We start from the raw sequence: 12695 nt of genomic DNA, 5'->3' as shown, positions 1-12695 counted from the left end.
CAAGATTCTCCTGTGATCGCAGTTTGTGCAAAATATCAATCTTTAGCTCCAGAATCTGGCAATTTGCAGAAATCATATTATCCGTAGAAAGTAAAAGATATTGTCTGCTACTAATGCCTGAATGGCGACAATCGCAAGGGCCAAGAATGGTTGAAATGCGAGAGTTGTGACCCATTGACAATGCAAATCACAATCCATCAATCGTTATGAGGAAAAGAGTAATTAAGTTCATTTTAGATACTGCCGGAGTTTTGATTGAGAGTTGCTGGTAGAAAATAGTTACATTTTTCGATAAAAATAAGTAGTGATTGTAATACTGACGTAATAACTTAAGGGTTAATTTATACACCGACAAAAAATAAATAAATATCTATTTTTTAAATACTTAAATAAATGATTTTAAAGGTAAAAATGTATGTCTGAAAAAAAGGTTGCACTTGTTACTGGCGCTTTGGGTGGGATTGGTAGTGAAATTTGTCGCCAGTTAGTTGCTGCAGGTTATAAAATTGTTGCTACGGTTGTTCCACGTGAGGAAAACCGCGAAAAGCAATGGTTAATTAATGAAGGTTTTAATGAAAGTGATGTACGTTTCGTTTTGACTGACCTGACCAAGCATGAAGAAGCAACAGTAGCGATTAACGAAGCAATTGAGGCAGAAGGTCGTGTGGATGTACTGGTCAATAATGCAGGTATCACTCGCGATGCCACTTTCAAAAAAATGACCTTCGAACAGTGGACACAAGTCATTGATACCAATTTAAAAACTCTATTCACAGTGACACAGCCAGTATTCCTTAAAATGCTAGAACAAAAAAATGGCCGTATTGTGAATATCAGTTCGGTGAATGGCTTGAAAGGTCAGTTTGGTCAGGCAAACTATTCAGCGACAAAAGCTGGAATTATCGGTTTTTCCAAAGCATTGGCACAAGAAGGCGCACGCTCTAATATCTGTGTTAATGTAGTTGCTCCAGGTTATACCGCAACGCCGATGGTCACCGCAATGCGTGAAGAAGTCGTCAAGAGTATTGAAGATCAGATTCCATTGCAACGTTTGGCTCGACCAGAAGAAATTGCGGCAGCAGTTTTATATCTTGTAAGCGATAATGGTGCTTATATTACGGGTGAAACACTATCCGTGAACGGTGGGTTGTATATGCAATAATGTGTGTCATCTTGATGACTCATTCGATGTTTTTTTAATAATGTAATGATACTAAATCATAATTCTACGGAGAAAATGCTCATGCTATATGGCGAAATGTTTGCAAACATGAATAGTCAATATAAAAACATGTTTGAACCTTATGCAAAATTTAACAGTCTGGTTGCTAAAAACTTTGCTGATTTAACCAATTTACAATTAGATGCTGCGCGTCAATATGCAGACATTACTTTGTCACAAGTGTTTGCAAACAGTGAAGTTAAAGACATGCAAAGCATGGTCGGCTGTTGTACCAAACAAATGGAAACCATGACCAAGCTGAGCCAGCAAATGATTGAAGATGGCAAAAAACTGGCTAGCCTAACTGCTGAATTCAAATCTGAATTCGACAAGTTGGTTAGCGAATCTATGCCAAACACTAAATAACACCAATCTCAGACCATGACATATCAAGCTCAACACACGGGGAAGTGCCAGTCACTTCCCCGTTTTTCATAGTGTCGCTGATGCAAAGGTAAGGTCATTAACCAAATGGAGAGGTGAAATGCAGCAAAATATTCTTCAGTTTAATCAGAATGTACAGAATTTTTTTAATGTACATGAAAATATGTGGGAAAAAGTACAAGAATTTTATTACGGTAAAAACCCATTAAATGAGGCACTGGCAAAGGTCAATAATGAAGACATGGCTGTGTTCTTTGAAGCATTGGCCAAGAATCCGACGCGGTTGATGGAAATGCAATGCAAATGGTGGCAAGGCCAGATGCAGATTTACCAAAATGTCATGCTACGTGGTGTAATGGGGACTCAGGTTGAACCCTTCGTGAAACCTGAAAGTGGTGACCGTCGGTTCACCAGTCCATTGTGGCAAGATGAACCAAATTATGATTTGTTAACCCAGTCTTATTTACATTTCAGCAAATTAGTTCAGGACATGCTGGATGTCGTGGATGGTATTCCTGATAAAGTTCGCTACCGCATTCATTTTTTTACCCGTCAGATGGTTAATGCTTTTGCGCCAGGCAATTTCCTGTGGACCAATCCCGAAGTGATTCAGCAAACGATTAACGAACAAGGTGAAAACCTCGTTCGAGGTATGGAAACGTTTTATGATGACCTAATGAACAGTGGAAAGTATTTGTCTGTACGCATGACCAATAATGACTCGTTCAGTTTGGGCAAGGACTTAGCATACACACCAGGTGCTGTGGTATTTGAAAATGAATTATTTCAGTTACTGCAATATGAAGCTGTGACCGAAACAGTTCATCAAACGCCAATTCTGATCATTCCACCATTCATTAATAAATATTATGTGCTTGATCTACGTGAACAGAATTCATTTGTGAACTGGTTACGTCACCAAGGGCATACAGTATTTATGATGTCGTGGTGTAACCCTAAATTCGAGCAAAGAAACATCTCCTTTGATGATCTTGTTGTTTCTGGAGCTGTCGAAGCCTTACGGGTTATCGAAGAAATAACAGGCGAGAAAGAAGCAAACGCAATTGGCTACTGCATCGGCGGAACTTTATTGGCTGCCACACAGGCCTATTATGTCGCTAAGCGTTTGAAAAATCATGTCAAAAGTGCAACTTATCTGGCGACATTGCTCGATTTCGATAACCCAGGCAGTTTAGGTGTATTCATTAATGAACACGTGGTTTCAAGTATTGAAGCGTTAAATGAACAAACGGGTTATTTTGATGGTCGTCAGTTGGCTGTGACTTTTAGCTTGTTGCGTGAAAATACCTTGTATTGGAACTATTACATTGAAAATTATCTGAAAGGTAAAGATCCTTCGGATTTTGATATTTTGTACTGGAACAGTGATAGCACCAATATTCCAGCCAAAGTCCATAGTTTCCTTGTGCGTACCCTGTATTTGAACAATGATTTGATTCAGCCAAACAAAATTAAAGTTAATGGCGTTAGTTTAAATTTGTCGCGAGTCAAAACACCAAACTTCTTTATTGCAGCACAAGAAGACCATATTGCGCTTTCGGATGCCTGCTTTAAGGGTGCAACTTTCCTAGGTGGTGAATCAACATTGGTACTGGGTGAGTCAGGTCATGTAGCAGGGATTATTAATCCGCCAAACCGTAACAAATACGGCTGTTATACCAATGCTGCACCTTATACCAACAGCAAAGAGTGGTTAGATGGTGCACAGTTCCATTCGGAATCCTGGTGGTTACGCTGGCAGGAATGGGTTGCACCGTATGCAGGAGAGCAAGTGCCAGCACGTGTTCTAGGCACAGAAATCTACCCTGTAAAAGAAGCAGCTCCAGGTCGTTATGTGCAGGTTAACCTGTTTTAAGCATTCAAATTTGTCATTAATGTGGGTTGCATTTTCACAGAAAAATGCAATTCACCATTTGATTTTTATTTAATAAAAACATTTAAAATTCTAGGAAACACAATGAAAGAAGTCGTAATTGTTGCAGCAAAGCGTACAGCAGTGGGTAGTTTTCTTGGTGGAATCGCCAGTGTCAGTGCGCCTCAACTTGGTCAGGTTGCCATTCGTGCAGTTTTAGATGCCGCAGCGGTTAAGCCAGAACAGGTCGATCAGGTGATTATGGGCAATGTCTTGACGGCAGGCGTGGGGCAAAACCCTGCACGTCAAGCAGCAATTGCAGCAGGAATTCCGATTACGGTACCAGCGTCAACCTTAAATGTGGTCTGTGGTTCAGGGCTACGTGCTGTTCATTTAGCGGCTCAAGCAATTGTTTCAGGTGAAGCTGAGATTGTTGTTGCGGGTGGACAAGAGTCGATGTCACAAAGTGTGCATTTTATTCAAATGCGTAATGGTCAGAAAATGGGCAATGCCCAGCTCGTAGATAGCATGGTTTACGATGGTTTGACCGATGTTTATAACCAGTATCACATGGGCATTACTGCAGAAAATATTGTAGAAAAGCTCGGGCTTAACCGTGAAGAGCAAGATGCATTAGCTTTAACTTCACAACAACGAGCGGCTAAAGCTCAGGCTGAAGGTAAATTTTCTGAGGAAATCGCGCCTGTTTATGTACCACAGCGCAAAGGTGAACCTTTGGTTTTTGATCGTGATGAATATATTAAAGCTGACACCAATGCTGAAAGTCTGGCTAAGTTGCGACCTGCATTTAAAAAAGATGGCAGCGTGACTGCAGGTAATGCATCGGGCCTTAATGATGGTGCAGCAGCAGTATTGGTGATGAGCGCAGAAAAGGCAGCAGAGCTGGGCTTACAACCACTGGCACGTATTAAAGCCTATGCCATGTCGGGTGTTGCACCAGAAATTATGGGTCTAGGTCCAGTTGAAGCGGTGAAGAAAACCTTGACTCGTGCTGGCTGGAGTCTGGATGAAGTTGATTTAATTGAAGCAAATGAAGCCTTTGCAGCACAGGCATTGGGTGTAGCAAAAGAGCTTGGTTTAAACATGGATAAAGTCAATGTCAATGGTGGTGCGATTGCATTGGGTCATCCGATTGGTGCTTCAGGCTGCCGTATTTTGGTCACCTTGTTGCATGAAATGCAACGTCGTGATGCTAAAAAAGGGTTAGCAACTTTATGTATTGGCGGGGGAATGGGTGTTGCCTTGGCGGTAGAATCTGTTTAATCGCGTCTTGTTGATTGTATCCAGTGAGTCACTTCACTGGATACTCATCCAAATATGAAGCTGGGTTTTACATAAGAAAATCAATAGAAAAAATCCGACGATCTATAAAATAATAAGTAATACGAACGAAATATTTCTGAACAAGGCTTTTTATAGATCATATTTCCGAATTATTTTGTCTTTTTGGTTATTTCTGTAGCGAGTTTAATGAATCTTTACTGTACTTGAATTTTTTACTTGATTCATAATGCCCCCTGACTTCTAATCATTTTAGCCTATTCAATATTTATTGAAATTCATACACTTGGTTTTGATTTTATAAATAGCTGTAAACTACGTAACGTATATTGGTTTACACCGTGTGGTTTGTGTTCATATAAAAAAGTATGCCATGCTGTAAAAGAAAGATTTTCAAAGGGCTTATTTGAATCAGGCATATCAAAACTTGTTTGGGAATGCGAATAGTCACCACCGAATAAAATGGGGAGATTTTTTTCGCTCAGTCATGAAATTTTCAACTTATATTTTTTGATGTTCTAGATAGAATTGGAAACTCCATACAAGCCCTAACCTTACAAAAAAAGAAGCTAATACGATCTATTCGAATATATTGAAGTTTACTACAATCGAATGAGAAGCCATTATGAAAATAGTGAGCTATGTTATTAAACCTTTGAACAGAAATATTTTAAGAATTTATAGGAAGTTGCTGCCCACGATTGTGTCTTGTCGGATCAGATATGACTGTAGTTCAAGTGCGTTGAATAGATGATAGCCTATATTTATAACTTTTGCGATTTATCCTTAACGTAAAGGCGCAATTTCAGAACAATTCAAGGAAGAATTTTTTTAAACTGTTTGTTGCTCTGGCTCTTATTCAACCAGGCTTAGCATTTGCGGATGCCCTTGATATTTCAGCAGTAATGACGCCTAAAGAGCAAATAAAAATGGAATTTAAAGATGGGACAGGGCATTTTGTGCTAATGGTTAAGCGAGAAGGGCAAGCCGTTGGTAAAGGTCTTTTTTCTGGTGCTTCGGTGACTGAATTTGGCAGACATGACATCATTCCTGGAGTGAGCGGAGATCCTAGCGGTTACCTGATCTTAAGTCAGGGAGAAGCGAATATTGCCTACATCAAGTGGACAGTGCGTGCTATTTTTCTACCAGATAAAGATGGTAAACCACAACTTAATGACAATGGATTTTGGGAAGTTGTTAGTGGTACTGGCATATTTAAAGGTTTGAAGGGGGCTGGTACACTGCATATCAAACCAGCCAGTTCTCCAGCAGCCAGAACTTTTATATTAGAAGGTGAAACGTCTTTACCTCTGTCATAGGGATCAGTCAAAAAATAGATGGAATTCTCCAAAATTCATCGTTTGATTCAGGGGGTTATTGCATTTTGATGGAATGAACCCAAAGCATTTTAGGCAGCTTCTATCTATTTGATTGTTTAGGCCAATCACTGAGTTTCTGATGCTAATAGCCTTATGCTTCTTATGTTGATACCCAGCTCTAAAAGATTAGCAGATGCCCGAAAATAATTGAAAGAAAACCTGTCTAAGCCATTGATTACTCGGCGTATGGTGAAAGCGCGCATGCCAGTGTTGTTTTACACTGTAACTTGGAAATGCATAAGGTGGTTGTAAGATTTTTAGGCCACCACGGTTTAATAAAACCTGACTCAGATAATGAGGAATAGTTGCAATGGCATCAGTGTCTTGCACCACCAGTCCAACACCTAAATAACTCGGCAGGCGAACGAGAATATTGCGATTTACACCCTGTTTTTGCAATTCATGTTCTAAAGCATAGTGCCCTCCCGTTGCTAAAATATCGACATGCATCTCTTGACGATATTCTTCATCAGAAATATAGGTATTGCCCAATCGAGGGTGATTTTGGCTCGCAATGCAAATGTAATGTTGATGAAAAAGCGTTTGCTGATAAAAACCTGCTTCGAGCTGTGGCAAAAAACCAATAGCGAGATCAATTTCACCATTCGACATCATCATTGGTGTATTCAAGTCAATTGGATGAATGTCAAGACGGACATTCGGAGCATGTTCCCGTAAGTAATTGATGAGTGTCGGGAGTAAGACCAAGTGACTAATATCCGTCATGCTCAGTTTAAACTCGTAATTTGAGGTCAGTGGGTCAAAATCAATATTGTAATCCTGAATGGCTTTAATCTTGTTTAAGGCTTCAAACACAATTGGATAAATTTGTTTAGATAATTCAGTTGGTTGCATTCTATTTTCAATGCGAACGAAAAGAGGGTCATGAAAATGCTCTCTTAACTGTCCTAAGGCAATACTCAGTGTCGGCTGCCCAATTCCCAACTTTTCAGCGGCTTTAGAAACACTGTTATGTTTATAGATTTCAAAGAAAATTTTTAATAAACGGGAGTCGATATCTAACATGATTATTCTGTATTGATAATATCAATACAGTGTATTAATTTCTGCTCATAGCTTCAACAAAATTCTGTTGTTAACTTAGACATCAATGAAACATTTAGTCTCAATACAACAAAATGGATTGTTGTTATCGATGTCAAAAAGGATGAGCTATGGAACAGTTAGCAACATTGGATGAGTTACCAACCCGCTATTTGCATGAGTTAAAGCAGTCAAATCTGGTTCCTTTATGGCCAAGCTTACGTAATGTTTTACCGCCACAAAAACCGATCCCACAGACACTTGCAACGGCTTGGTATTTTAAAGACATTAAGCCCTTACTTTTAGAAGCTGGTGAGCTCACACCGATTGAAAAAGCTGAGCGTCGCGTTTTGGTACTTGCCAACCCTGGGCATGGTTTAGAGAACATGAAAGTCAGCTCAGTCATGTATTTAGGGATGCAGTTATTGCTACCTAAAGAATGGGCACCAGCGCATCGCCATACCCCGAATGCAGTACGTCTGATTGTTGAAGGAGAGGGCGCTTATACCACAGTTGAAGGGCAAAAATGCCTGATGGAACATGGTGATCTAATCCTTACGCCATCAGGGCTTTGGCATGAACATGGCCATGATGGGAATGAGCCTGTGATCTGGTTAGACGTGCTGGATTTACCATTGGTCTACTATATGGAAGCATCTTATGTTCAGCCAGGCGATATTCAGAAAGTGACCAGTTCTGGAAATGCGCACCGTTATGGTGTGGGTGTTGTTCCAACTTGTCATTTTATCCGTGAAAACGCCTCTTATCCAATGATGCGCTATTCATGGAAAGAGACACGAAAAGTACTTCATGCCTTAGCTGAGGATCAGCAACATCAAGGGCCTGTTGAAGTTACTTATATCAATCCTGAAACAGGCGCTGATTGCCAAAATATCATTGGTTATTCCGCATTGATGCTGCGTCCACATGAAACCGTTCAGTTGCAGCCACGTTCATGCGCTCAGGTTTTTCATGTGATTGATGGTCAGGTCATGGTGAAAACAGATGAGAAATTTTTTGATCTGGGCAAAGCAGATACAGCTTGTGCACCTTGTTTCTCTCAAATTGATTTAATCAATACTTCTGACCAGCCTTGTTATGTGTTTATTGCCGATGAAGCACCTGTTCAGAAAAAACTGGGCGTGTATTCGGTACGTGAACGTCATTAATTTAGATTTTATAAGGATATAAATCATGTCAAATCAAGATCAACCGGTTTTAATTGCTGGCGGTGGCATTGGTGGTTTTGCAGCAGCATTGGCGTTGTCAAAACAAGGTTTTAAGGTTCAGGTCTTTGAGCAAGCACCTGAAATTGGTGAGATTGGTGCAGGAATTCAGCTTGGACCAAATGCTTTTCATGCCTTTGATGCGCTCGGTATTGGTGAAATTGCCCGTAGTAAAGCAGTTTATACTGATTATATGGTCATGCACGACGCTATTGATGAATATCAGATTGGTAAAATCCCAACCGATGAAAAGTTCCGTCAACGCTTTGGAAATCCTTATGCCGTGATTCACCGTGCGGACATTCATGGTTCGTTGGTAGAAGGTGCCAAAAAATATGGCGACCTTGAAATCATTACCAATTGTCACATTCAGAAGGTTGAACAGGACGAAAATAGCGTCACCATCTATGACCAAAATGGTAAGTCTTATACTGGTCAGGCCCTGATTGGTGCCGATGGTGTGAAATCTGTGGTACGTGAAACTTATGTGCATGACCCTGCCTTGGTGACAGGCCATGTGGTATATCGTGCCGTAGTACCCGAAAGTGAATTTCCAGATGACTTAAAATGGAATGCTGCCAGTATTTGGGTGGGTCCAAACTGTCACCTTGTGCATTATCCTCTACGTGGTGGCAAGGAATATAATGTGGTTGTGACCTTCCATAGCCGCCAGCAGGAAGAGTGGGGCGTCACTGATGGCTCCAAAGAAGAAGTCTTGTCGTATTTTCAGGATATCTGTCCGAAAGCACGTCAGTTGATTGAGCTGCCAAAAAGCTGGCGTCGCTGGGCGACGGCTGACCGCGAACCGATTGATACTTGGACTTTTGGTCGAGTGACTTTACTGGGCGATGCGGCTCACCCAACCACACAATACATGGCACAAGGCGCATGTATGGCACTTGAAGATGCCGTGACCCTTGGCGAAGCACTACGTGTTAACAACAATGACTTGCTGACTGCATTGGATATGTATCAAAAAGCCCGTGTAGCACGTACAGCACGTATCGTTTTGTCTTCACGTGAAATGGGCAAACTCTACCATGCTTCGGGTGTAAAACGCTTAGTCCGTAATGATTTGTGGCGTGGTCGTTCTGCAGAACGTTTCTATGATGCGATGGAATGGTTGTATGGCTGGAACGTGAGTAACTGTCTGGATGCAGTGAAAAACTATCAAGGACATGCGGCATGAAATTTTATGGGTTTTTCCGTAGCGGAAGCTCACATCGAGTCCGAATAGTCTTCAATCTGAAAGGCTTAGGCTATGTCAAAGAGTTTATTTCTTTGGCAAAAAATGAGCATCGCCAAAGTACATTCACGGCTATAAATCCACAAGGTTTTGTACCAGTACTGGAAACCGAACAAGGTTATTTAACGCAAAGCCCAGCCATCATCGAATGGCTGGAGGAAAAATACCCTGAACCTGCATTATTGCCAAAAGATGCATTTGGTAAGGCTAAAGTTCGTGCGATGGCTGCCTTAATTGGTTGTGATATTCATCCATTAAATAACAAGCGCGTTCTGGAATATTTACGTCAGGATCTCGTTTTGGATGAAACACAAGTATTGGCATGGTGTGCAAAGTGGATTCACAGTGGTTTTTCAGCTTTAGAAAACATGCTGAGTCAAGATCCAGAGCGTGGCAAGTTTTGTTATGGCAACCAGCCAACCATTGCGGATGCTTACTTAATTCCTCAGGTAGATTCAGCACTGCGTTTTCAGGTGGATCTGACATCTTACCCTGATATTTTTGAAATTTATCAACACTGTATGACATTGGAAGCATTCCAGAATGCCGCGCCAAAACAGCAACCTGATGCGTTGTAACACAGTAAATATGAGACAAGGAACACAAGATATGTCATTTATTTTTCAGCCGATGACCCAAGCGGGTTTGTTTATTGATGGCTCAACCCAGAAATTTCCTGTGCGCCGCGTGTACTGTGTTGGTCGTAACTATGCTGCACACGCCCGTGAAATGGGATTTGATCCAGATCGTGAGCCACCATTTTTCTTCTGTAAACCTAATGATCTGGAGTCGATTGTTCCAGTAAACCAAGAAGCGGTTGATATTCCATATCCAGCGCAGACGTCCAACTACCATTATGAAATCGAACTGGTGGTTGCGATTGGTAAAGATGGTAAAGACATTTCTGTAGAAGATGCTGCTGATTATATCTATGGCTATGCCGTTGGTCTGGACATGACCCGTCGTGATTTACAAATGGCAATGCGCGAAAAAGGTCGCCCATGGGAAATTGGTAAAGCATTTGATTTTTCTGCGCCAGTTGGTCCAATTCATCCAATTACTCAAACGGGTGAACTCAATCAAGCTGACATTCATTTGACGGTTAATGGTGAGACCAAACAGCGTAGTGATGTTAGTCATTTAATCTGGAATGTATCTGAGACGATTGCCAATCTGTCAACTTTATTTGAACTCAAAGCGGGTGATCTGATTTTCACAGGAACGCCTGAAGGTGTTGGTGCTGTGGTGAAAGGCGATGTCATGCGTGCTGATATTACAGGATTAACAGGAATTACAGTTAACGTTAAATAAATCAATGGTTTGATTTTTAAATAGAGTGCCTGACCTGAATAAAAAATACAGTCGGGTACTCTTTTGCTAAGGATTGCAAAACACCATGTTGCATGGTGTGAGGATGTTCTATGTCTCAAAATAAGATGAAAGTCGATATTCAGAGTTTTATTGATGCCAACCCGCTGTCATCGCTGCAAAAAAGCATTATGTGGTTATGCTTTGTGATTGTTGCGATTGATGGTTTTGATACGGCTGCAATTGGTTTTATTGCCCCAGCACTTAAAGCCGAATGGGCACTCAAAGCAACGGATCTTGCGCCTTTATTTGGGTCAGGTTTATTTGGTCTAATGGCAGGCGCTCTCATTTTTGGACCATTGGCCGATAAACTGGGTCGCAAGCCCATTTTGCTGGGTTCAGTTATCGTCTTTAGTTTAGCGACGGTATTTTCTGCATTTTCTCCAGATTTACATACCCTGATTATTTTGCGGTTTATCACGGGCTTGGGCTTGGGCGGAGCCATGCCGAACGCCATTACCCTTACGGCTGAATATGCACCGACATCACGTCGTTCCAATTTAGTTACCATGATGTTTTGTGGTTTTACCATTGGTTCGGCTTTTGGTGGGATTCTATCGGCACAGTTATTGCCGCATATTGGCTGGCATGGAATCTTGCTGATCGGAGGAATTTTACCGTTATTGCTGGTTCCTTTTTTAATATATTTTTTACCGGAATCGATTCGTTTTCTGGTTCTAAAAAAGAAAGCCACAGATAAAATTGAAAAAATTGCTGCTCGCATTGCACCTGCACAAACTGCGATTCCAACCCTCATTCCTACCGTCAACGAAGTTGAAAAATCAAGTCTTAAAGACCTGTTTGCCAAAGGGTATGCACTTGGCACAGTTTTGATTTGGTTTACCTTTTTTATGAGCCTACTCATCATTTATATGATTTCTAGCTGGATGCCAACCTTACTCACCAATGCAGGTTTCAACTTATCCAACGCGTCTTGGCTGACTTCGATTTTTCAGGTGGGAGGAACCATTGGTGCGATTGTCTTGGGATTCCTGATGGATAAGCAAGATGCGACCAAGATTCTGAGCGCGGCTTATATATTGGGTTGTTTATGTCTGGTTGGTTTGGGCATGGGCATTCAACAGGCCAATACACTACTCCTGATGTTGGCAATGTTTGGGGTTGGTGTCGGAATTAGTGGTTCTCAAGTGGGCGCCAATGCTTTTGCTTCGGGTTTTTATCCAACTCACTGTCGTGCAACAGGAGTCAGTTGGTCAAATGCAGTCGGTCGTTCTGGCTCAGTGATTGGCTCAGTCGTAGGAGGATGGCTGATGTCTTTAAACTTATCCAGTCTTGAAATCATGAGTTTACTTGCGATACCTGCAGTACTTGCGGCAATTTCGTTACTTTTGATTCAAAGGTTAAAAAAAGAACAGACACAGACTGTTTCCGAATTGTCTTGATTAAATAACTTACTTTTACTTCGCTCAACATTAACAATTAAATAAGATCTTTCTGTGCTTCGCTGCACAGAAAGCAGGGATGCTTTATGCGCTTATTTTACCAATTACGATTTAAAAATTTGGCAATTCCTTCATTATTTGTCGTCGCTACATCAAGTTATGCAGCAGATTCCTTGGGACAGCCAAACGAGGATGAATGGAAATTCACGCTAAAAAATGCCTACATCAACCGTGACTATGAAAATCCC

The 12695-nt window shown here is 41.2% G+C and carries 11 protein-coding genes and 1 pseudogene; 11 read left to right on the top strand and 1 reads right to left on the bottom strand.

Going from position 1 to position 12695, the window contains the following annotated elements; all coding sequences use genetic code 11:
* Nucleotides 1–415 precede the first annotated feature (415 nt).
* The 5 genes from phbB (at nucleotide 416) to ACX1N5_RS14160 (ending at nucleotide 6100) form a co-directional block, all read left to right on the top strand.
* Nucleotides 416–1162: an acetoacetyl-CoA reductase gene (gene phbB, locus ACX1N5_RS14180; RefSeq protein ID WP_458803125.1), complete on the top strand. Its 747-nt coding sequence runs from the start codon at nucleotides 416–418 to the stop codon at nucleotides 1160–1162.
* Between the two features lie 45 nt (nucleotides 1163–1207).
* Nucleotides 1208–1588, top strand: coding sequence for a phasin family protein (locus tag ACX1N5_RS14175; RefSeq protein WP_323053040.1), 381 nt, complete (start codon nucleotides 1208–1210; stop codon nucleotides 1586–1588).
* A gap of 118 nt (nucleotides 1589–1706) precedes the next feature.
* Nucleotides 1707–3482, top strand: a complete 1776-nt coding sequence (gene phaC, locus ACX1N5_RS14170; RefSeq protein WP_458803123.1) for a class I poly(R)-hydroxyalkanoic acid synthase — start codon at nucleotides 1707–1709, stop codon at nucleotides 3480–3482.
* A gap of 102 nt (nucleotides 3483–3584) precedes the next feature.
* A complete protein-coding gene (locus ACX1N5_RS14165; RefSeq protein WP_458803121.1) occupies nucleotides 3585–4763 on the top strand; it encodes an acetyl-CoA C-acetyltransferase in 1179 nt (392 codons plus the stop codon).
* Between the two features lie 791 nt (nucleotides 4764–5554).
* Nucleotides 5555–6100: a hypothetical protein gene (locus ACX1N5_RS14160; RefSeq protein ID WP_458803119.1), complete on the top strand. Its 546-nt coding sequence runs from the start codon at nucleotides 5555–5557 to the stop codon at nucleotides 6098–6100.
* Nucleotides 6101–6286: 186 nt separating this feature from the next.
* Here the strand turns inward: ACX1N5_RS14160 and ACX1N5_RS14155 are convergent, their stop codons facing one another.
* Nucleotides 6287–7186 carry a LysR family transcriptional regulator gene (locus tag ACX1N5_RS14155; RefSeq protein ID WP_004749634.1) on the bottom strand — a complete coding sequence of 300 codons (900 nt, stop codon included), beginning with the start codon at nucleotides 7184–7186 and terminating at the stop codon, nucleotides 6287–6289.
* 149 nt (nucleotides 7187–7335) lie between these two features.
* Between ACX1N5_RS14155 and ACX1N5_RS14150 the strand changes: the two genes are divergently transcribed.
* The 6 genes and pseudogenes from ACX1N5_RS14150 to ACX1N5_RS14125 all read left to right on the top strand — a co-directional run.
* Nucleotides 7336–8373: a cupin domain-containing protein gene (locus tag ACX1N5_RS14150; protein WP_458803117.1), complete on the top strand. Its 1038-nt coding sequence runs from the start codon at nucleotides 7336–7338 to the stop codon at nucleotides 8371–8373.
* 25 nt (nucleotides 8374–8398) lie between these two features.
* Nucleotides 8399–9619 (top strand): 3-hydroxybenzoate 6-monooxygenase, encoded by a 1221-nt coding sequence (locus ACX1N5_RS14145; protein WP_004749636.1) that lies wholly within the window; start codon nucleotides 8399–8401, stop codon nucleotides 9617–9619.
* Nucleotides 9616–10254 carry a maleylacetoacetate isomerase gene (gene maiA, locus ACX1N5_RS14140; protein WP_458803115.1) on the top strand — a complete coding sequence of 213 codons (639 nt, stop codon included), beginning with the start codon at nucleotides 9616–9618 and terminating at the stop codon, nucleotides 10252–10254. The genes ACX1N5_RS14145 and maiA overlap by 4 nt, the downstream gene beginning before the upstream one ends.
* A 31-nt stretch (nucleotides 10255–10285) precedes the next feature.
* Nucleotides 10286–10987, top strand: coding sequence for a fumarylacetoacetate hydrolase family protein (locus ACX1N5_RS14135; protein WP_458803114.1), 702 nt, complete (start codon nucleotides 10286–10288; stop codon nucleotides 10985–10987).
* Between the two features lie 110 nt (nucleotides 10988–11097).
* Nucleotides 11098–12447 carry an MFS transporter gene (locus tag ACX1N5_RS14130; RefSeq protein WP_458803113.1) on the top strand — a complete coding sequence of 450 codons (1350 nt, stop codon included), beginning with the start codon at nucleotides 11098–11100 and terminating at the stop codon, nucleotides 12445–12447.
* 86 nt (nucleotides 12448–12533) lie between these two features.
* Nucleotides 12534–12695 (top strand): annotated as a pseudogene (locus tag ACX1N5_RS14125) (OprD family outer membrane porin); the annotation flags it as partial.

Source organism: Acinetobacter sp. ANC 4636 (assembly GCF_054454555.1).
Note: the sequence above shows the minus strand (reverse complement) of the source record. Positions and strands in the feature narration are given on the sequence as shown.